Source organism: Rhodococcus sp. C3V (genome assembly GCF_029269915.1).
GTDB classification, from domain to species: domain Bacteria; phylum Actinomycetota; class Actinomycetes; order Mycobacteriales; family Mycobacteriaceae; genus Rhodococcus_F; species Rhodococcus_F qingshengii.
Genome location: NZ_JARJBE010000011.1, coordinates 87,408 through 108,966, shown reverse-complemented (window position 1 = coordinate 108,966; position 21,559 = coordinate 87,408). Strand labels below are relative to the sequence as shown.

The 21,559-nt window shown below is 60.5% G+C and carries 14 protein-coding genes; 8 read left to right on the top strand and 6 right to left on the bottom strand.

The genetic code is table 11. The features are described 5' to 3' along the window. The first annotated feature begins 75 nt into the window (after nt 1-75). The 7 genes from P3G66_RS25165 to P3G66_RS25135 all read left to right on the top strand — a co-directional run bounded on the left by P3G66_RS25165 (nt 76) and on the right by P3G66_RS25135 (nt 9,288). On the top strand, nt 76-1,842 hold the full coding sequence (locus tag P3G66_RS25165) for an alpha/beta fold hydrolase (RefSeq protein ID WP_346349164.1): 1,767 nt from the start codon (nt 76-78) through the stop codon (nt 1,840-1,842). Between the two features lie 11 nt (nt 1,843-1,853). Next, complete coding sequence (locus tag P3G66_RS25160) at nt 1,854-3,260, top strand: O-antigen ligase family protein (protein ID WP_223304407.1); 1,407 nt, start codon at nt 1,854-1,856, stop codon at nt 3,258-3,260. Further along, the gene (locus P3G66_RS25155) at nt 3,188-4,210 is read left to right on the top strand and encodes a glycosyltransferase family 1 protein (RefSeq protein WP_054831908.1); all 1,023 of its coding nucleotides are present in this window, start codon (nt 3,188-3,190) and stop codon (nt 4,208-4,210) included. The genes P3G66_RS25160 and P3G66_RS25155 overlap by 73 nt, the downstream gene beginning before the upstream one ends. Before the next feature lie 7 nt (nt 4,211-4,217). Continuing rightward, nucleotides 4,218-5,807: a flippase gene (locus P3G66_RS25150; RefSeq protein ID WP_099698006.1), complete on the top strand. Its 1,590-nt coding sequence runs from the start codon at nt 4,218-4,220 to the stop codon at nt 5,805-5,807. Then, nucleotides 5,804-6,892 (top strand): glycosyltransferase family 4 protein, encoded by a 1,089-nt coding sequence (locus tag P3G66_RS25145; protein ID WP_235867847.1) that lies wholly within the window; start codon nt 5,804-5,806, stop codon nt 6,890-6,892. Before P3G66_RS25150 ends, P3G66_RS25145 begins: the two co-directional genes overlap by 4 nt. Next, complete coding sequence (locus P3G66_RS25140; protein ID WP_054826095.1) at nt 6,885-7,970, top strand: beta-xylosidase; 1,086 nt, start codon at nt 6,885-6,887, stop codon at nt 7,968-7,970. Before P3G66_RS25145 ends, P3G66_RS25140 begins: the two co-directional genes overlap by 8 nt. A 220-nt stretch (nt 7,971-8,190) precedes the next feature. Then, a complete protein-coding gene (locus P3G66_RS25135; RefSeq protein WP_180279614.1) occupies nt 8,191-9,288 on the top strand; it encodes a cellulase family glycosylhydrolase in 1,098 nt (365 codons plus the stop codon). Between the two features lie 15 nt (nt 9,289-9,303). Here the strand turns inward: P3G66_RS25135 and P3G66_RS25130 are convergent, their stop codons facing one another. Both P3G66_RS25130 and P3G66_RS25125 read right to left on the bottom strand, forming a co-directional pair. Further along, nucleotides 9,304-11,067, bottom strand: coding sequence for a hypothetical protein (locus P3G66_RS25130; protein WP_143542676.1), 1,764 nt, complete (start codon nt 11,065-11,067; stop codon nt 9,304-9,306). A 92-nt stretch (nt 11,068-11,159) separates the two neighbouring features. Further along, the gene (locus P3G66_RS25125; protein ID WP_143542675.1) at nt 11,160-11,939 is read right to left on the bottom strand and encodes an N-acetyltransferase; all 780 of its coding nucleotides are present in this window, start codon (nt 11,937-11,939) and stop codon (nt 11,160-11,162) included. Nucleotides 11,940-11,992: 53 nt separating this feature from the next. Between P3G66_RS25125 and P3G66_RS25120 the strand changes: the two genes are divergently transcribed. Continuing rightward, nucleotides 11,993-12,514, top strand: a complete 522-nt coding sequence (locus tag P3G66_RS25120) for a YdcF family protein (protein ID WP_233272324.1) — start codon at nt 11,993-11,995, stop codon at nt 12,512-12,514. Between the two features lie 60 nt (nt 12,515-12,574). Here P3G66_RS25120 and P3G66_RS25115 read toward each other — a convergent pair whose 3' ends face one another. The 4 genes from P3G66_RS25115 to P3G66_RS25100 all read right to left on the bottom strand — a co-directional run bounded on the left by P3G66_RS25115 (nt 12,575) and on the right by P3G66_RS25100 (nt 21,557). After that, the gene (locus tag P3G66_RS25115) at nt 12,575-14,056 is read right to left on the bottom strand and encodes a sugar transferase (protein ID WP_054826093.1); all 1,482 of its coding nucleotides are present in this window, start codon (nt 14,054-14,056) and stop codon (nt 12,575-12,577) included. A 319-nt stretch (nt 14,057-14,375) separates the two neighbouring features. Further along, complete coding sequence (locus tag P3G66_RS25110; RefSeq protein WP_030536281.1) at nt 14,376-15,212, bottom strand: MazG family protein; 837 nt, start codon at nt 15,210-15,212, stop codon at nt 14,376-14,378. A gap of 7 nt (nt 15,213-15,219) precedes the next feature. Continuing rightward, nucleotides 15,220-18,846, bottom strand: a complete 3,627-nt coding sequence (gene mfd, locus P3G66_RS25105; protein WP_276117271.1) for a transcription-repair coupling factor — start codon at nt 18,844-18,846, stop codon at nt 15,220-15,222. Between the two features lie 128 nt (nt 18,847-18,974). After that, nucleotides 18,975-21,557 carry a glycosyl hydrolase gene (locus P3G66_RS25100; RefSeq protein WP_276117270.1) on the bottom strand — a complete coding sequence of 861 codons (2,583 nt, stop codon included), beginning with the start codon at nt 21,555-21,557 and terminating at the stop codon, nt 18,975-18,977. Nucleotides 21,558-21,559 lie beyond the last annotated feature (2 nt).

The window sequence follows — 21,559 nt, the reverse complement described above, 5'->3', positions numbered from 1 at the left end:
GAGATTGCCGGATCGGCATCAAACAGACTACTGGTATGTTTACTAGCAACATACAGGCAACCGATCTTGACCGGAGTGATCACCATCGAGACTCAACTGGCCACGTGGTTCGGGTCGGCAGACAGGCCGTTGCTCGGATTCGTTCACGTGCCCTCTTCAGGAACTGTCCGAGAAGCCGTGGTCATGTGTCCCCCGCTGGGCAAGGAGCACATCGACACCTATCGCGGCATGCGACTTCTCGGCGAAAAACTCGCGGCACAGGGTATGGCCGCTTTTCGTTTCGAGTACGCGGGAGTCGGCGACTCGGCCGGTGCCGAAGACGATCCTGACGCTCTCACCCTCTGGCTGAAGAGCATCGTCAGCGCTGTGGACTATGTCCGACGAGCGGGCGCGGAATCCGTCAGCATCGTCGGACTGAGAGTTGGGGCCCTCCTGGCAGCGTCGGCATTGCAGGAGTGCGGACACGTCAACTCGATAGTCCTGTGGGACCCAATTCTGACCGGCCGCAACTACCTCAGGGAACAACGTGCGTTCTACGCGATCAGCGTCGGAGAGGACGATCCCGCCGACTCACGTGTGTCGATCATGGGTGGCGTGCTGGCTTCCGAATGCGCCGACCAACTGTCACGTCTCCGCATCACCGGACCATTTCTCGGACGTCCACGCACCCTTCTGGCCGTGAAGTCTTCGGTACTGGACAGCAGAGCTGTCGCCGGGCTCGCAGCAACTCTTGATCCCGAGATGATGATCTTGGAGAACCACGACGCGTTCACGTCGCCTCCCAGTTTCTACGTCGACATCCCCTACACACACATCAGCGAAATCGCACAGTGGTTGGATCGCCACGCGCCCACGAGTTCCTCCGCGTTCACTCCCGCGATCACCACCACAGCTCGCGTCGCGGTCACCGAAGTCGGCGAGGAGGTGTTCGAGACGTTGGAACGATTCGGCGCTCAGGAGCTCTTCGCGATCCGCACGCATCCCGCAACTTCTCCCGAATCCGAGGCAGGCAACATATCGACCACCGATGCGCCTCCCGAGCGCGGACTACTGTTCTTCACTACTGCAATCGAGCATCGAGTCGGGCCTGGCCGCTCGTGGGTGACCATCGCTCGTGAGGCCGCGGCTCTCTCGGTCACGAGTCTCCGATTCGACCGACGAGGGGTCGGCGACTCGGGTCCGATCGACGCCGACAATCCGACGTCGGTCTATTCACACGCGGCAGACGAGGACGCACGCACTGCCGTTGCCGCACTCGGCGCAGATCCGAGAAACCTCGTGATGACCGGATTGTGTTCGGGGGCATGGACCTCAGCGTCCATGGCGCTCCAGATGGGTGCGAGATCGACAATACTCGTAAACATGATCTTGTGGTCGGTGAGGCGCAAGAAGTCCCTGATGGATGCTGTCTTGCCGGAGGCTCCTCGAATCGATCCAGGTGCCGAAACCACGAAACTTCCCCTCCGCGGACGGGTGAAAGGCGTACTGCAGTCCCGTCTCCCCTATCCAGCGTGGAAGCTTCTGGGAATCAGGGGAATCACGCAGGTTCCTGAGGTAATGCTGGAGGCACTCTGCAAGCGTGGGGTGGATACCACCGTCATCCTCTCCCCCGCGGACGCCGCATGGTTCAATCAGCAACGCGGACCCGAAGGCGTTGCCCGGATGACTCACCGAGGACAAACGTTCGACGCGATCATGCCACCGGTCGGCGATCACCCGTCCTACCATCGTGACCTCCGAAATATCGTGCAAACAAAGGCGATTTCTTCGATAGCGAAAGCATTCGGAATTACGACGGTCCCTCGGGCCGACACGGCGAATGCGAACCGGTTCATCGCGTGAACACATCATTCATGTTTGTTGCTGCAATCTTCGCAGTACCCATCGTCGTTGCGATCTACCAGCGACCACAACGCGGCTTGCTGCTTGTTGCACTGTTCGCTCCGCTCCACGGTCTGTTGGCGATCATTCCCGGCGGGACATCGATGGCCGGTTGGAAGGAGGGGTTGCTCCTGCTCACGTTGGGATGCACCTTCGTCAGCCCCAATCGCCTTCGGGTAGTGCGCCCCTCGATGCCTTGGTGGCCGGCTGCCGCGGCCTGGGTAGCTTTCGGTTCCGCGTCAGCACTGCTTCTGTCCGGTATCGCCGGGGTGACATCGATAAAGATCACCTACTTCTACATCTTGATACCCGTCATTCTCTGGCGCGCACCGTTCTCGCGGGACGACCGAGATCATCTCGTGTCCGTCCTGATGGGTATGGGGATACTGACAGCAGTCATCGGACTCCTTCAGCAAGCAGTAGGGCCTGCATACCTGGTGGATCTCGGCTACAGCTACACCGAACAGATTCGAATCACCGGCTCGATCTTGCGAAGCTTCAGCACTTTCACCGGCCCGTTTGCGTTCGGTCTCTTCGTGATGCTGAGTTTGATCGTCGGTATTTCGGTCGCTCTCGCGGATCCGAAACGGCTGCGCAACATTATCTTTCTGGCCGCAACTCCGATCATGGTCGTAGGCATGGGAGTCTCGATTGTGCGGGCCAGCTACATCGGGTTGGCTGTCGGGCTTCTCTGGATTGCCGTATACAAGTATCGGTCTATCTTGATGTTGTTCGGCGCGGCTGCCGCTGCCGTTCCCTTTGTACTTCTGTTGGCACCACCATCAATCGTCAAACCACTGTTCTCGTCGTACAGTCTCGAAGAACGCGGTAGCGGATGGTCGTCGACAATCAGCTCGCTGTTCGTGCATCCACTCGGGCAAGGTCTGGGCGCAACAGGATCCGCGGCAGCAAAGGCGGCGGAAGCAGCGCAACCGATGCTCAACACGATGACGATCAAGGCCGCGACAACACTTGGGCTGATCCCCTATCAGCCCGACAACTACTACATGAAAGTCGCAGTCGAGCTCGGACCGATCGGCTTGTGGATTTTTGTCCTGGTCCTCATATCTTCCGGAGCGTCCGCGCTGAGGGCATCGCGTGTGCTTCCCGGCTCGGACGGCGCTTTGGCTCTCGGTGTCAGCGCCTCGATCGTCGCGGCCGCGGTCGCTTCTGTCGTCTCGACATATTTCGAGATATTTCCCCTCGACCTCTATTTTTGGCTACTGATTGGAACCGTGGGATGCGCACTGACTCAACACCACTCGGAGAAAGAAGCGATATCCGATCACGAATCACCCTCGGAGCCATGGCACTCCGACCTGGTGGGGGCGGCGTCCAAACCTATGCACGCGAACTACTCCGAGAACTCTCCCCACTGATCAGCGAATCGACGAACCTCAGCGCAACAGTGCAAATCGACGCTGTCGATGAGATTCCAACCGGCGTGCGCGCCGTGACGCGCCCTGTTGCCTCCGGAGCACACAGAGCCGCGTGGGCGATGGTGCCGGTCGCGGGCAGCGACTTGTTCCACAGCCTCGACGTCGACCTCCCGATCGGGCAAGGCGGCCTGAAGATCTCGACGTTTCACGACATGTCGGTATTCGACGTTCCGTGGGCCTTCAGTCGATATCGAGCAGCTGGCGAACGCCGACTCCTGTCCGCGGCGCTACGCAAGGCCGACGTCGTCATTGCAGTATCGGACTTCACCGCCGAACGAATACTCGCACGGAGCGGTCGGCATGCCGTTGTCACGCCGCTGGCACCCGCATCCTGGGCCACGATCCCCACCGAAGCTGCAGTGACCGAAGTTCGGCGGCGATTGAAACTACCGGAGCGATTCGTGCTGCAGGTCGGAACGATCGAACCTCGAAAAGATGTCGCTCTGGTCGCCGAAGCGTGCACGGAGTTGTCGATTCCTTTTCTGCTGGCGGGCTCCGGCTCGACGGGCCCCGACGCGCCCCGTTCCGCCCGAGGATTGGGTTACGTCGCGACAGAAGACCTTCCGGCACTCTATTCCGCCGCAACTGCTGTCGCTTACTCCTCCCACTACGAGGGGTTCGGTCTGCCGCCACTCGAAGCCATGGCGTGCGGCGCGGCAGTGGTTGCGAGTGCGGTCGGAGCACTGACCGAATTCGCCGACAACGCCGCCGTGCTTGTCCGCAAGCACGACAAGGCTTCCTGGTTGGCCGCTCTTCGCTCAGTCGTCCTGGACGACGATGTCAACACCGCACTCCGTAAATCTGCGCCACGTGTCGCGGCCCGATCGACGTGGACCCGAACAGCCGAATACACGGTTGACGCGTACCGCACTGCAGGGCTGAGCGTGTGAGTTGCTCATGACAAATCGCAATTCGACGGGCACCGAGCCCGTATCGCCGCGAGAGTTCGCCGAATTGCGCCAGGCCGCTATCGACAAGTTCGAGAAGGAACGTCGCGAGCGAGAGACGAAAATCCACGGGCCGGCCGCTCCGGATTTGACTGCGAACGATGCACGCCGAAGCACTGCGATCATGCTCGGAAGCCGGATCGCAGTGGCAGCGATGGGGTGGACCGGCTCGGTTCTGATCGCGCGTTCGATCAGCCCTGACGAATTCGGTAAGTTCTCCCTCATCTTCGGATTGCTCGGATTGTTGTCCGTCGTCACCGATCTCGGCGTCGGCCGAGTGGTGCTCGCGAAGTTGGTCGAGTGCAATCCGTGGGAAGTTTCGCTGGTCACCACCGCGTTCATATCCCTACGGGTCGCCCTTGGTCTTTTCGGATACATCGTCGCGGTGGGTTATGTCTGGATTCTCCGCTACCCCGCAGAAGTGGTCGAAGCAACGGCGGTCGCTGGTTTGGTCGTTGTCGTTGCCACTCCCAGCCATGCACTTTCCGTCATGTACCAGAGCCGCCTGCGCATGACGTATGTCGCGATCGCCGAGGGCGTCGGGCAACTCGCCCAGCTTGTCGCGACCATCGTCGCGGTTTTGTGGCAGCCGATCCTCCTCGTTCTCGTCATCCCTGCGGTTATCAACGAAGTGGTCGCGGCCGTCGTGAAAGTGCGCGGTGTCCGAAAGGGCGTCGCCGGGCCTAGGCCGTCGTCACGAGCGCAGTTTCGTAGGTGGCGGGAAATGCTGATCGAAGCAATCCCTTTGAGCATCGGCTTCGCTTTGGTCACGCTTCTGTCCAAAGTGGATGTGCTGCTCTTGGGCAAGCTCGATACTTTCGATTCGGTCGGCTTGTACACCATCGGGTACAAATTCGCGGACCTTCTGCAAATCGTCGCAATCACCGTAGTCACCCCGGTAACAACACTTCTCGTGTCCTATTGGCCCGACAGCGTGGCAGTGTTCCGCGAACGAAGCCGCGAAACATTCATCGTCCTGACAGTTCTCGGGAGCGCATCGATCGCCGCGTTCTGGCCTGCTGCCACCGGAGTGCTCACCTTTCTGTACGGAGAGCGGTTCGCAATTGCAGGGACCTCGACGCGACTGTTGGTGCTTGGCGCATGCTTCTCGATGCTCACCCAGTTGGGGTTGATGATCCTGGTTGCGAGCGGCCGTCATCGAATATATCCGTGGATTGCATTGGGCGGCTTACTCTTCAATATCGTGGTCAACATCGTGTTGATTCCTCGAATGTCATTCAACGGAGCGGCAGTTGCGACCGTATCGACCGAACTGCTTCTTTTCGTTGCAATTTGGGTTGTAGTGCGGCAAAGTCTGCCGGTTCACAGAATGTTTCCGATGCTCCCGCTCGGAGCGGCCGTCGCCCTCTGCGCGGTGGTCACAGTGGCAGGAACGATCTGCGTCGAAAGGTTGGGCGTGCCATGGCCAGTCGTTTCGGTTCTCGCTCCACTTGGGACAGTCGGAATCTATGCACTTGTATCGCTCGCGGGCGGGAAGTCGCCACTCGCAATGGTAAAACCCGACAGGGAAGTAAAATGACACGAACGATCATTTTCGTCAGCCACACTGGAGAGATCTCCGGCGCCGAACTGGTCATGCTCCAACTGATGCGTTTGGCACACGAGCAGGGTTTCACGGTAATGTTGGCTTGTCCGGAAGGGCCGCTGAGGGATCGCGCACGCGCGTCAGTCGACTTCGAAACGGTCACGCTACCAACCCTGTCGCTCAGAGGCGAAGGGGGTCTGGCACGCGTCCTGGCGATTCTCGAAGTTGCAAAGAATTGGCGAATTGCCGGGCGCATCATTGCGTCTCGGGCTCAGTCGGCCAGCTCGACCGTGATAGTCAACTCACTGTTCGCATTGCCGGTGATCAGGCTCGGCCGCGTACCGCAACGTGCAACGTGGCTTGTCCACGACACTCTCTCGAGCACAAAACAACGAATCGTCGTACGGATTGCAAAACCCGGGATCCGACGAGCAGTCGCCGTCTCCGGACCGACATCGCTTCCTGTTCTTTCGCTGGGAATTCCCACCTCGGTGTCACGACTTGGTGTTGTAGTTCCCCCTGAGGTAACGGAAGTTCGATCACCGGCACGCCGAGTTGTCGGAATCATCGGGTCGCTGACGCCGTGGAAAGGCCACTTGGTGTTGATGGATGCCATCGCCCGCACAGTAGACGTCCAACTCGAAATCGCCGGACTTCCGTTCCCGGGCGATGAAATGTACGCACAAGTACTTCGTGAACGCGCACAGCAGCCGGATCTGGCGGGTCGCGTCACATTTCTCGGATATGTCGATTCACTGGCAACTATCAAAGGATGGGACATCGCGATTTCTGCGAGCACCTCTCCCGAAGCCGGCCCACTCGTGGCACTCGAAGCAATGAGCATCGGAGTGCCAGTCGTCGGAACCGATCTCGGCGGCACCAGCGAGCTGCTGGGGGACGGCGCCGGATCGCTCGTCGAGCCATCTGATTCAGTAGAACTCGCAGCCGAGATAACGAGACTGTTGGAGGACGGGAGTGCACGATCCGAATTGTCACGCATCGGCCGGCGGAAGGTAGAGGACCGATATGACATCCAGAAGAATCTTCCGGCTCTGCTGAAGGAGCTCATCGATGGCTAAGGCACGTCGAGTCGCCGCAGTCGCAGTGGTCTTGTTGATTGTCGGATTGGTAGTCCATTCTTCGATTACCGCAACCGGCGAACCTTGCGCAGTTCAACCTTCGTCAGACAATACTGGCATCGCACTTGGTTCCGGCTATACCGCAATGAGTGACGCCGAAATGGATCGAACGGTGGAAGCTATTCGATCATCGGGTTCGCACTGGGTCAGATTCGACATCGACTGGTCCGCCATCGAAAGTACCGAGGGCACCTTCGATTGGTCCGGAACCGATCGCCTCGTGGACATCGCGAAATCTTCCGGGCTCGAGATTCTCGGTCTCATCACCTACACGCCTGCCTGGGCAAGAGATCCGGCAGCGACGAGTCCTGACACGCATACCCGTCCGGCCGACCCGGACGCGTTCGGTAGGTTCGCGGCGCTTGCCGCTGCCCGCTACTCGAATTCCATTTCGTCATGGGAGATCTGGAACGAGCCCAATCTCCAAACATTCTTCAATCCGACGCCGGATCCTGAGTATTACTCGAAGCTGCTCGCCGCATCGAGCGTAGCAATCGAGGCAGTGCAACCGGGCGCAACAATTGTCTCCGGTGGCTTGTCCCCCGCAACTGACAACGGCGCTGACATAAGCCCCACGACGTTCCTCGCGAACATCTACGAATATGGAGCTGGACAACACTTCGACGTTGTCGGAATGCATCCGTACACCTACCCGGCACTGCCCTCGGACCCGTTGACTCGAAACTGGAACTCTTTCTATCGAATGCGGCTGATGCACGACACAATGGTTGCAAACGGCGACTCGACCAAATCTATTTGGGCGACCGAATTCGGGGCACCAACAGGAACTGGTCTCGACGCTGTGACCCCGTCGATGCAAGCCGAGATACTGCGTGACGGATTCAACGAAGCGCGTAGCCTCGGGTTCGTTCAGAAGGTCTTCGTTTACAGTCTCCAGGACCGCGGCTCCGATCCCGGTGATCGCGAACAAAACTTTGGCCTTCTGGATCTCGACTTCGAACCGAAGCCCGCAATGGCCGTGTTGCAAGATGCAAACGAAACTGGAGGATGCCTCTGAACTATTGATCATTTTCGACCACAGTCACCGAGAAAATCGGACAATACCAACCGGCGCATTTCGCAGTAGCACCCAACCGGACGGAAGTACTGCAGAACCGACTTCGAGACTGGTGCCAAGTGACCCAATTCATGCAATTCTTTGATTTGTCGGATTGGTCATCTAGTTCGGCTTCCAACTTGTCTGTCCCGCACCGGTTTCGAGTCACTGTGGAAAGAAGGTGGTCGGCGTGAGTCGACTTCGATTGTCCCTCGCCTGCGCCCTGTTGACTGTCGGGTCATTGAGCGCGTGTGCACCGAGTCCAGTTCCAACAACAACCCCAACCCCGAACTCGACGTGCAGTTCCGTTGGTTTAGGGATCGCCGCGGGCGCCCCACTCAACGGTCTCTCTCAGAATGATCTCGATGCAGAACTGACCGCAATGAAGAATGCCGGCGCGACCTGGCTCAGGTTCGACGTCGATTGGTCCGCCGTCGAATCAACCAAGGGCCAACAGAATTGGAGCGCAACGGACCGCGTCGTCGATCGAGCACGTCTCCAAGGATTGAGCGTCTTGGGAATCGTTACGTACACGCCGGCTTGGGCTCGCGTCGCCGGGGTCAACGATACCCACGGGTATCCATCCGATCCGGCCGCGTTTGCCAAGTTTGCACAACAAGCAGCACAACGGTACTCGAACAGAATCAGCACTTGGGAGATTTGGAACGAACCGAACCTGACACAATTCTTCCGCCCCAAGCCGAATGTGAACACATACACTGCACTCCTGAAAGCCGCATCTGAAAGTATCCGTGCGGTACAACCGGGTGCAAAGATTCTCAACGGCGGTTTGGCACCGGCCGTCGACAACGGATCCGACATCTCACCGGTCACATATCTCAAGGGTATGTACGCGGCAGGAGCAAAGTCTTCATTCGATGTCTTTTCGATCCATCCGTACAGTTGGCCTGCGCTACCTTCGGATTCGTCCACCCAGAATTGGAACACTTTCTACAGGATCCGACTGATGCGAGAATCGATGGTGCAGAACGGGGACAGCGGAAAGAAAGTCTGGGCAACCGAATTCGGAGCTCCGACAGGTACAGGCCCGACCGCCGTCAGCCCGCAATTACAGGCCAACATCATCTCGGATGGATTCGCGCAAGCAAAGGTGCTCGGTTACATCGAGCGCATTTTCATCTACAGCATGCGTGATCGCGGAACCAACACTTCGGATATCGAACAGAACTTCGGTCTGGTCACGATCAATTACACTCCGAAACCCGCACTCGCAGCGGTGAAACAGGCAGTTGGAGGGTGCAGCACACCCAAGATCTAGTGAAAGCCCGGTCCTTCAGGATTCCGACTGTCCGTCTGCTGAATCCGAACGTATAAGGCTCACGCGAGTTCTTTGCCTCCTCTTTCGAATTTCCGCTATATCTTTGGAGGTCAACATAATTCGTTCGGTCGAGGCTTCGGAGTCGATGCCGTCGGCTTCCCCGGACGCCTTGACACCAGTTGCATCATTGCTGGTCGACTCCGCTCCGGAAATCTCCACTGCGGACGCCTCGACTCCGGCGCCCTCGACATCAACAGCCTGCACGATCTGCGGCTCTTCGATCTCGACCCCTGCGCTCGGCTTGGGCGTAGCCTTCGGCAGGTTCTTCTTCGCAATACTGACCGTTTTCGCATCCACCAGGCTGGCGCGATCCCTCCTCGAATCCAGGGCGGAAGTATCCATTCCGTACGGCACGGCAACGGAAGGCTCGTTCAGCCGCGGCGCACCGGACTTCACCCAGGCGCTGTCGGACGGGGCCTGTGAGTTCGTGGCCGAGTTGGTCGGCTCGGCCGCCAGTTTCACTGAACTTGCGGGCCTGCGTCTGCGACGCAGCACCGCGAGGGTAAGTACGTCGAGGAGAGGCTCGGGAGCAGACGGACCCACGAGTACCAGTGTTCGCGCAACATCGACTTCGGCCAAAGCCCTGAGGCATTCGACGATCTCCCGTTGGTTGGCGTGCTGTGCGGAGACAACAACCAGGGCAAACCCGGTTCCATTGGAGTCAAATCGGCGCCACCAGTCCGACTTCAGCGAATATCGGGAGACCCCGGATCGCACGTGCGCAGGAACATCCCATGATGTGGAGGGGACGCCGTCACCCGAAAGCACCAGGACATGATCACCGAGACTTGCACGCTGGCATATCGTCAGCGCGAGGTTCGGCGGAAACTCAGCGGCTTCGGAGTGCTGCAGGAGTAGTGAGGCTCCGTATTTCCGGGCCGTTCGACGTGCCCACGCGTCGGTCACTCGCGAACTGAATCGACCCCGGCAGGCAGAGAGGATTTCGGCAGCGAGAATGAGGACCACCAAGAACGCAACCGCCGACTCGACGAGTGGCTTCGGCGCAACCGGCAGACCCGTTCCCGCGGGGGCGGAAAGCAACTGCAGTCGGTCGGAACCGGATACGGTCGATCTCAACTGGCGCAACTGCTCCAGCCTCGCGTCGAGATCCGCCTTGATAGTCGGATCGTCGGCGGGCGTCTCGTATTCGTCCAAGCTTTCTCGCCGCGCTGCGTCCAAGTCCCCGTTCAATCGAGCGATGTCGTCGGTGAGAACTCGGGTACGACGATCCAGCGTGTCTGCATTGCGTCGCGCCTGCGCGTCGCTCAAGGTGGCGACGACTATTCGTGCCAGCGCGTCCGCGTCAGCCTGACTGAAGGCAGTCGCCTTGACGAATACCAATGCCGGAGAAGTACCCGGCGTCACCGAGATGTGGCTCGAGACATCCGCTGTCGTCCACCCGTTATTCAACTGGTCGTGGATGGCGGCAACCACATCGCTATCGGTGGCCAGTGCGACATAGGGGGCAACCAACTGGCCGAGGTTCGCGTCCGTCACGACGATCTGAGAGGCAGACTGAACCTCCGCGACGATGTCGGATTGATACACCGGTGTCGCGCTTCCCCGCACAGCGTAGACAATCCCACCGACGAGCAATGCGATGACAAGAGCGGGGAAGAACACTCTTGCAAGGTTTCGTGCATGCCTCACCAGGTCGAAAGTGGGCGGAACGCCGAGTTCGCGACGTATCACCGCATCCCTGGTACTCGAATCTGCCATCTTGAGTACCCCCGATTGGATCGCGCGTTGAAGCGTAGCTGAAAGAAACCAAAAGTTTGCCGAACGCACACAAACATACCTGACGGCTGATGTCAGCTACCAAGTAGCCATCGCGGTCGCGACCACATCTGCCAGTACTCGACGATTTCGGCTCCGCTCGCGTCGTACAGAGCATTGCCGGCAGCGCTGGCGAGACCACACACGGCGCCGTCGCCGACAGCCTCGAATGCGGCTGCCGACACTTGCCGAAGGACCCGTAACCCATGTCCGCGCCGCTGTCCTTGCGCCCTGGTTCCGGCCGCCCACACAGTGCTGATGGGCTTACCGAACGACAGCATCGCTGCGGTCTGCAGCGTGTCGAGTTCGAACAGGCCGACGACTGAACGCTCACTTGGTCGGTCGGGGGCCGCCTCCTGATACACCAGAGTCGCAGATTCGCGATCGATACCGAAAACATCCTCCGCAAGTTGTCGTGCTGAACGCAGGTCGCCATCTTCCAGGATCCGCACCGCGGCATCCGGCGCTGACGGAGAATTCGGTAGCGCGCGCAGCGAACTCGAACCTACGCACACCCACCCTGCATCCGCGAGGGCGGTCGCGGCATCCAGACCCGCCCCGGCGAGCATGACAACGGTGCGCAGTCGCTCTGCGAGCACTCGTTCCACAACGGCGACCGTGTTTTTCCGCACATCACCCCCATGGACCAATGCAAGGTTGTAGCTGGGATCGGGTGCACCCGTGAGAGCGATCCACCAACCGTCGTCGGCGAGATACACACCGGTCTCAGGTACGAGTCCAGACATGTTCTGCCCATAGGCATCCCGTAAGGCGGTCAACCCCGCCACCGTCCGAAGTGGTTGCCATCCGGTCATCGTCGTCTCCTGAGTCCAGGTATTGTGGGGCCATCAAACAGATCAAATCGGCCTTGAAGATTGCGGGCATACCTCTATCACTCCTCGCCCTTGGTGCGGCAACGGGTTGGCCCGTCTTCGTCTCACCCAAGATCGATGCACCACGAAGTGCTGACGCTATCGTTGTCCTCGGCGGAGCACACGACGGACGCGAGGAGGTCGGAATCCAACTGATGAAAGACGGTTACGCACCACGCCTGATCTTCTCGAATCCTTACGGCGACAACGACAAGAAGATGCGGTCGATCTGCGAGGGTACGTTCGACTTCCCTGTCGACTGTTTCGTCCCGTCACCGTCCACCACCGAGGGCGAGGGGTTCGAAATCGAGAGAATGGCTAATGCCAACGGATGGAAGACTGTCATCGTCGTGACGTTCGTTCCTCATATCTCGCGGGCGCGGCACATCATTTCGCAGTGTTATCAAGGAGAACTGGTCATGGTCGCAAGCCGTCCGGAACTCTCGATCGGGACGTGGGCATTCAACTACGTTTACCAAACTGCCGGCTACGTCAAGAATCTGTTCTCGCATTGTTGAGCTCGACAGCTGACAGGAGGGTGCCCGGCGCGGATATCCGCGCCGGCACCAACCGCGTAGTCAGTACGCTCCGTCGCTTTTCGCGACCGCTGAGACGGTACGAGTAATGATCGAAAGATTTTGCAGGATAGACCAATTCTCCACGTAGGAAGAGTCGAGACGAACAGATTCTTCCCAGGAGAGATCACTGCGACCACTTACCTGCCAGAGACCGGTGATGCCAGGCTTGACCAGCAGGCGCCGGGCAACCTCGTCGTCGTACATCTCGACCTCGCGACGCAATGGCGGCCGCGGGCCGACAACGCTCATCTCTCCGCGAATGACGTTGAAGAACTGCGGTAGCTCGTCGATACTCAATCGACGAAGGATCTTGCCGACGGACGTGATTCGTGGATCCTCACGCATCTTGAACAACACACCTCCGGCGCCTTCGTTGTCCCCCATCAGATCGACAACCTGCTGATCGGCGCCTTCCACCATGGTACGAAACTTGAACATGGGGAACGGTTTCCCGTTGAGGCCGATGCGTTCCGCCTTGTAGAACACCGGGCCTTTCGACGTGAACTTGACTGCAGCGGCAGCGGCGAGCATGACCGGCGCCACGAGGAGGATCATCAGCATCGAGAACACCGCGTCGAAAACAGCGGGCGCAAGCCGGTTCGCGCCCTGGTAGCGCGGCCGCGCAACGTGAATCAACGGGAGTCCCGCCGCAGGGCGAAACATCAAGCGAGCCTTCGACACATCGGCCACGACCGGTGAAACCACCATGTCGACGCCCTCGGCTTCGAGGTCCCACATCAGTTTGCGAATGCCCACCTGTCCGAGGTCTTCGGTCCCGGTTACGATGACGGTGTCTGCGCCACTTGCGCGCATCGCCTCGACTACCTCGAACTCGTTGCCCATTACCGGGACTGCTGCTCCGTCGACTACGATGTGATCGTCCAACGCGGTCGCCCGACGCGGAATGCACGCTCCCACAACGTCGTAGCCTGCCGAGGATTCCCGCACGAAGGCACGCGTAGTAGCAACGACGGACGCATGTCCACCGACCAACAGCACCGAGTTACGGCAATCCCCGATCGCACGCTTCTTTCGAATGTCGCGTCGCCAGAGGTAGCGTCCGAGAAGCAGCGCAGCGAGTCCGACGGGCAGTGCGATCATGAGGTAGCTTCGCGCAATTCCCACGCCCAGAATGATCCCGGCCAATGCGCCTACTCCGAAGACCTGGCCGGTAGCGAGCAGTACCTTCTCGTACTCGTCACTGCCCTCGCCCAGCATCGCCTGATGACGGCTACGCCCCCGTGCGAGGGCGATCATCCACAGTCCGCCCAACGCTGCAGACGCGATCACTTTGAGTGGTGTCAGCCACTCGATGGGATGCGGCCACATACTGCCGATCTGAGCGAGTGCGATCACGAACAGGACCGTGATCGAATCGCTCACTGCGATCCGCTTCCGGTATGCCCGGCGCCAGTCTGTTCCGACATGAGCGGAATCCTGCGATACCGCCGACCGGCTCTCCACCTCAGCATGAACGCTCATTTGCCATCAGTCTTTCTTGTCATACGAACGGCGTCAGCGGATCGAACGGCTTGGGGGATCGCTGATCGGTAGCCACCGCGAGCGTCCAGGTACGGCAACACCCCGCCGGTTGCCGTACCTCGCTGCTCGCAGTGCAGAAATGAACCGTCATCGGACCCCCCTACATAACCGCCGATCAAAGGCCAATTCATGCAAGAAAACGACCCAGTGTTGCTCATTTCGTACGTAAACATACCTTAGGTTTGTTTCAACTGCACTCACCAAGCCCAAGCTATTTTCCGATTGCCAGGTGATTACCGGGCAATTACGTCAAAGTGGGCTAATCCTCCACGTCTTCGAGACGTCTTCCCTCACGAATCCGAATGTCGGCGATCAGCATGTCCAGGGCGCCCAGGAGTGCAGTGTCGGCGCGTCGGCACTGCTCGATCAGAGCTTCCAGATCAGCTTCATCGGCGCTTTCGATCACACCAGCTTTGGCGGCCCTGCTCAGTACTTTTTCGGCGAGGAGCAACGGCGGCTGCGACCGAGCGATGCCGTCCATGGATGACGCGCGAGCCTTCTCGGCAGCCTTCAAAGCGTCCCACGCCCGCTCTTGCTCAGCGATGTCGACCGCCCCGGAACTGACCAGGTGCGGGCTGCGGTGCACGAGTTTCGCGATCAATGCACCGGCCACGTCGTCCAATTCGAAAACACCGTGTGCTTGAGCGATCCGCGAGTGGAACAACACCTGAAGCAACAGGTCTCCGAGTTCCTCCCGAAGATCGCTCTCGTCGTCGCTTCGAATCGCGTCGAGTACCTCGTAGGTCTCCTCGACGAGGTAAACGGAGAGGCTCTCGTGCGTCTGGGTCGACTCCCAACCGCCGCGATTCCACAACCGGTCCATGATCGACGCCGCTTCCACCAGTCGATCGCCGTGAATGGGTTCGGCGCGAATCATCTTTACCCCAGCGGCAGACAACGCCGCGATCTTCGGCTCGGCGGTGTCCATCATCACAGTCACCGCGGCGCCGGGTGTCGTGGCCGGCAGTGCGCCGCGTACCGAGTCGGGGACGTCCGGGTCGATATCGATCGCGCCGGACAGGAACGGGAGCGCCTCCAGCGGAAAGACATGCGGCCGCAAAGGATCGAGCAGTACGACGACGGGCGATTCGTTCACCGTGTGCTCACGCCTCGACCAGGACGGCACCGGCGGCGCGCCCGTCAATCGCCAGGATGAAGTCCGCGATGTACTGGAGCAATTCGACGTCCCGCAGGCGATCCGAGCCGACTCCGCCGGTGCGAGGCAGCGGGAGTTGCACGAGCCCGGTCGTTGCCCGGTACTGCGCGCTCGGATAGATCCTCTTGAGCCTGATCTGTTTGGAATCGGGCAGTGACATAGGCGAGATCTTGAGCTGAGTTCCGGTGACGGCGACTTCCTCCAGTTGATACTCGCGGCAGAGCAGTCGAAGCTTGGCCACCGAGATCAGCCGTCGAACCTCTTCGGGCAGTGGGCCGTAGCGATCGACCAGTTCTTCGACTACGGCAGCGATGCCGTCGGAATCAGTTGCCGCAGCGAGCTTGCGGTACCCCTCCAACCTGAGCCTGTCACTGGTGACGTAGTCGGGCGGGATGTGCGCGTCCACCGGTAGGTCGATCCGGACTTCCTTCGTGCCCTCGTCCATTGTGATCGGTTTGCCGTCGGCTGCAGCCCGGAAGGCTTCGACCGCCTCACCGACCAGCCTGACGTACAGATCGAACCCGACCCCCGCGACGTGGCCGGACTGCTCTGCGCCCAGAACGTTTCCGGCTCCACGGATTTCGAGGTCCTTCATCGCGACGGCCATACCCGCGCCGAGGTCCGAATTCTGCGAAATCGTTGCCAGTCGGTCGTATGCCGTTTCCGTCAAAGGCTTTTCGGCCGGGTACAGGAAATAGGCGTATCCACGTTCACGACTACGCCCGACGCGTCCGCGAAGCTGATGCAACTGCGAGAGGCCCAGCGAATCCGCACGTTCGACGATCAGTGTGTTCGCGTTCGAGATGTCCAGACCGGTTTCGATGATCGTGGTACAGACCAACACGTCGAAGTCGCGTTCCCAGAATCCTTGCACGGTCTTTTCGAGAGTGTCCTCGTTCATCTGACCGTGCGCGACGACGACGCGAGCCTCCGGGACGAGTTCACGGATCTTCTTGGCTGCCTTGTCGATCGAGCTGACACGGTTGTGTACGTAGAAGACCTGGCCGTCGCGCAGAAGTTCACGCCGGATGGCCGCGGCAACCTGCTTGTCCGCATACGCGCCGACGTACGTGAGGATCGGATGACGTTCTTCCGGCGGTGTGAGGATCGTGGACATCTCGCGGATCCCGGCCATGCTCATCTCGAGAGTACGAGGAATCGGGGTAGCCGACATCGTCAGGACGTCGACGTGGGTGCGTAACGCCTTGATGTGTTCCTTGTGCTCGACTCCGAATCGCTGTTCCTCGTCGACGATCACAAGCCCGAGGTCCTTCCAGCGAATACCGGTCTGCAGCAACCTGTGAGTACCGACGACGATGTCGATCTCACCTTCCGCCATGCCGGCGATGATTTCCTTCGAGTCCTTGGCGTCGGTGAACCGGGACAGCCCTCGCACCTTCACCGGGAACGACGACATTCGTTCGGTGAAGGTCTGAAGATGTTGCTGTGCAAGCAGAGTCGTCGGCACCAGCACCGCCACTTGCTTGCCGTCCTGCACTGCCTTGAACGCGGCGCGGACGGCGATCTCCGTCTTGCCGTACCCGACGTCACCGATGACCACCCGGTCCATCGGAACCGGCTTCTCCATGTCGGCCTTGACCTCACTGATAACGGTCAACTGGTCGAACGTCTCGGTGAACGCGAATGCGTCTTCGAGTTCCTTCTGCCACGGTGTGTCCGGGCCGAACGCATGCCCGGGAGCAGCCTGACGCGCTGCGTAGAGCTGAACCAGCTCGCCCGCGATCTCACGAACTGCCTTGCGGGCCTTACGCTTTGTGTTTGCCCAGTCGGATCCACCGAGCTTGCTCAGCGCCGGCAACTCCCCACCGACGTATCGGGAGAGTTGATCGAGCGATTCCATCGGGACGAACAGACGATCGCCCGGATGACCGCGCTTGCTCGGCGCGTATTCGATGACCAGGTATTCACGACGCGCCCCACCGATGGTGCGTTCGACCATTTCGACGAACCGGCCGATACCGTGCTGATCATGCACGACCATGTCCCCTGCCGACAGCGCGAGGGGATCAACCTGATTGCGGCGCTTGGCCGGCAAGCGCTTTCCGTCGCCGACCGCGGCAACGCGGTTGCCGGTCAGATCGGACTCGGTGACGATCACCATCCCAGGCGTCGAGTCGTCGCCGGCGAGTACCAGTCCGTCGTGCAATGATCCGCGGAGCACCGCGACCTGTCCACGGGCGGGGGTAGCGCCGGCATCGAGCATCTTGGCGGGCACTTCGGCTTCACCGAGTCGCTGCACGACGCGGCTTGCGGTTCCGGCACCTGCCACCACGATCGCCGCGCGACCGCCCGTGCTCACGTGCGCCCGAAGGCTGACGAACAGCTCGGCCAACAGGTCGTCGGAACCGCGCACCTGCGGTGCCGCGTGCACCGGGAGTTCGAGTTCTTCACCGTTTCCCGACGCCAGCGGGCTGACTGTCCACCAGGGTCTGCCGGCAGCTTCGGCAGATTCGCGAACATGACGAAGCGACCGGTACGCGGAGGCACCGAGATCGACTCCTCCGCCGTTGAGGATCGACGTGTCGAGCGGTGCAGCGCCGCCGATCGACGCCGCCGTCCACGATGCTTCCAAGAATTCCTGGCCGGTGCGCACCAGGTCGGTGGCGCGGGTGCGCACCTTTTCCGGATCACACAGAAGAATGTGCGCCCCTTCGGGAAGTACATCGGAAAGTAGTTGCAGTTCACCGGGTTTGAGAACCGGAAGCAGAGCTTCCATCCCCTCGACGGGGATACCTGCCGAGATCTTGTCCAGCATCTCGACCAACGACGCGTCAGCCTGGTTCTCAGCAGCGAGTGCGGCAGCTCGATCACGAACATCAGCTGTCAAAATCAGTTCACGACACGGCGGCGCGATCACGGAATCGACGTCGACGTCCGCTAGCGAACGCTGATCGGCAACTGAGAAGTAGCGAAGCTCCGATACCTCGTCACCCCAGAATTCGATACGGACCGGATGATCCGCCGTCGGCGAGAACAGGTCGAGAATGCCACCACGGACCGCGAACTCACCACGCTTTCCCACCATGTCGACGCGGCTGTACGCCATCTCCACCAGACGAACCAGAACGGAATCGAAATCGATCTCGGTGCCGACGCGCAACGTGATCGGTTCTATCTCGCCCAGGCCTGGCGCCATCGGCTGAACGAGAGAGCGCACCGTGGTGACGATCACCCGAAGTGGCGATCCGTACGAGGCGTCGTCTGGTCTGGCGAGTCTGCGCAGGACCTCCACCCGTCGCCCAACGGTATCCGCGCTCGGCGACAGTCGCTCGTGCGGCAATGTTTCCCACGACGGAAACTGCGCCACTCCTCCACCGAGCATCTCGGTGAGTTCCGAAGTCAGATCGTCGGCTTCACGACCGGTGGCTGTCACCAGCAGCACCGGCGTGCGAGCGGCGAGTGCAGCGGCGATGAACGGCCGAGCCGGCTTCGGAGCCACGATGTCCAAGGCGGCCGATCCGATGGATTCGATCACCGGAGTGAACGCGGCATCTGCGAGGGCGACCTCGGCGAGTCCAGCGAGCGCAGTCTGGGCAGAGGACAAGGAAGTCAACGAACGCGCTCCTGAACAGTGATGACGGGTTGCGGACGCACAGCCCGAGCGCAATATCCCCACCGAGGCAGAGTTGTGCGCCGGTTCGATTCTATCGGTGTGCGATCTCGCAGCGCAGTCCGATCCGTTCAGTTTCCCGTAGCACTCGTCTTCTTCGACGTCCGCTTGGACGGCGAGGATTGTGTGACCGGAGTGATCGGCGGCGCCACGGCCGCACTCACGTGCGAGTTGAGCGCCCGAACGCGACCGATCACCTTCGTCGCCTGACCGGTTCTCCGTAGGCGTACAGTCCTGCGACCGTTCGGCGCGAGGTGGAACCAGGAGTCTTCGGGCTCGAAGCCCTGCAGTTCGAGGGCAACGTATTGGGCTGAAGCATCCGTCGAGACGTCGACTACCCACTCTTCGTCACCGACGTTGCGCGCTGTGGCAACAAGTCCGACCGATCGCTCGCGAGGCCGCGCCGGACCACCCAGGAGGTGGACCACTTCGTCCACCATCTCGCCGTCTTCGTCTTCGAGTGTGACGGTGACGGCGTCGTATGTCCGCGCCCCGAACCGAAAGATGTGAGTGAGGTCGGTGAAACGGCCGACAAGGCTGTCCACGGACCAGGTCAGACTTGAATGCGCTTCCACCTTGACCGGTAACGCGACGTCGACCGGGACGACACCTGACCGACTGTGCGCTCGAAACCTGATCTCGCCGACGACAGGTTCGGCGGTCTCGTTGATCGCGTCGAGCCTCAATCCGTCCATACCGTCGTCCGTGACGAGGAGCGCGATCGGTTTGGCGCTCCTACGGAGCACGAACCACGGAGCTTTGGGGCTGCCGCTCCAATCGAGGACCCCCCACCCCGGTCCGGGCTCCAGGTCTCGCAGTGCGAGTGTCAAGGCGCCGTCGCACCGAGAGTCCGGGCGACGCCAGTATCCGAGCGTCGATGCGAACGCCTCACATACAGCTGCTCGCCCCAGGTCGAGATAGCGTTCCGGGTCGGACCACCGGACTTCACGAGCGTCTTCGCCGAAAAGCGCGTGGACGTAGTGGTCCCGAACATCCTCGAAATCCCACGACGATCCGTTGTCCCGAGGCACCGCGGCTTTCCATGCCGGGTGGTGCCCCGCGACGGCGAGTGAACCGAATTCGTTCTCGATCACCGCATTCGACGGTGGAATCGAAAATGCCAATGATTCGGTCGCAAAACGTACTCGCGCGCTGAGCACGTCGGCCAGTGGACGACGATAGGCACCCACCCCGAAGTAGTGAGCGACCCCGCTTCCGACATGCGTTGCCAATTTCTCGCCCCCGCGAGGCGCCGAGGGGGACGACGTCACGTACTCGAGTTCGGGTGCCACCGTCGAGATCAACTCCGGCAGTCTCGAATGAATGAGCGGGATGTGTTGATCGACCAAGCCCAGCATGGTCGGCTGCTGTTCGGTCTCGCTGCCGCCGCAGAAGACTGCCAAAGCGGGATTTCCGCGCACTCTGTGCAAGAACGCGGTGACCTCGGCGGCAACGAGTTCGAAGAATTCGTCGGTGTCGGGCGGATCGAGCGTCGCCAACATCATGTCCTGCCACACGAGAATGCCCAGTCGCGCGCATTCCTCCCAGAAGTGGTCGCTCTCGTAGACCATCGTCCCCGGGATTCGAATCATGTTGAGTCCCGCCTCTGCCAGGCGTTCCAAGACACGAGTGGTGCCGGCGTCGCCTTGAAGCGAGATCGGGTCGGTCGGCACCCACACCGAACCACGGCAGTACACCCGGATGCCGTTGACATACAAACGGAATCCACCATCGGATCTGTCGACCTCCACCGTCCGGAAGCCAACTGAACCGAGATGCTCGGAGACTCCGACCGCTTCCATTGTCACCCGATAAGTGCGCGGGGTGCCATGAGTGTGCGGCCACCACAACTGCGCGTCCGGCACTTCGACGACGCCGGACACCTCGAGAAATCCATCCGGTCCGGCGGATACAGCCAATTGCCGCGAGTGATCGCCGACACGCACGGTCACGTACTCCAGCGAGGCCGGCAATCCGGTGAGCCGAGCACTGACGGCAACGCGACCGGTTGTGCCGTCAACACTCGCATGCTTGACAGCAGAGACTACGGCGGCAATCCCCCTGTCCAACAAGCGGATACCCCGCCACGGACCCACCGGTACCGGTACACCACTGAACACGGGAGCCATACCGAGCATCGTGGTTCGTATCCACCGAAGACCCTGTTCACGGACCATCGACGATCGCCAACGTCCTCGGGGACGCCTCGATCTCAAAATCGCGGAGAGAGAATGAAAATGAACAGCCACCTGGACACGTTTACCAGCGCCGACTCCGGCCGGAATGATCACTTCCCCAGGTGTGAACATGGATTCAGCGGACGCGACACGGACACCGCCGATCCAGACATCCGCAAACGCCGTCATCCCGTCGAACTGGAGCAGCCACGACCCCTCACCGGTCGCGGCCACGGTAGTCACGAACCACCAGTCCGACGATGAAACGGACGATTCTGAAACAGACGACGAAACGGACTTTGTGCGTCCGGCGTCCGTTTGCGCCGAACGTATCGCACCGACGACTGTTCCAGGCACGGACGCTGCGACCCACTCGGTCACGGCTTCGAGGGCATCCGGGTCGGATACGGATCCGGGTTCGGTTGCAGCGCATCGCCATATCGCGCCGGCCAGCAGGTCTGCTGACGAACGAGGCACTG

What these genes read in the sequence shown, in the direction of transcription:
- P3G66_RS25155 (WP_054831908.1), top strand. Translation starts at nt 3,188, where the DNA reads ATGGCACTCCGACCTGGTGGGGGCGGCGTCCAAACCTATGCACGCGAA.
- P3G66_RS25130 (WP_143542676.1), bottom strand. Translation starts at nt 11,067, where the DNA reads ATGGCAGATTCGAGTACCAGGGATGCGGTGATACGTCGCGAACTCGGC.
- P3G66_RS25145 (WP_235867847.1), top strand. Translation starts at nt 5,804, where the DNA reads ATGACACGAACGATCATTTTCGTCAGCCACACTGGAGAGATCTCCGGC.
- P3G66_RS25140 (WP_054826095.1), top strand. Translation starts at nt 6,885, where the DNA reads ATGGCTAAGGCACGTCGAGTCGCCGCAGTCGCAGTGGTCTTGTTGATT.
- P3G66_RS25125 (WP_143542675.1), bottom strand. Translation starts at nt 11,939, where the DNA reads ATGACCGGATGGCAACCACTTCGGACGGTGGCGGGGTTGACCGCCTTA.
- P3G66_RS25160 (WP_223304407.1), top strand. Translation starts at nt 1,854, where the DNA reads ATGTTTGTTGCTGCAATCTTCGCAGTACCCATCGTCGTTGCGATCTAC.
- P3G66_RS25115 (WP_054826093.1), bottom strand. Translation starts at nt 14,056, where the DNA reads ATGAGCGTTCATGCTGAGGTGGAGAGCCGGTCGGCGGTATCGCAGGAT.
- P3G66_RS25150 (WP_099698006.1), top strand. Translation starts at nt 4,218, where the DNA reads ATGACAAATCGCAATTCGACGGGCACCGAGCCCGTATCGCCGCGAGAG.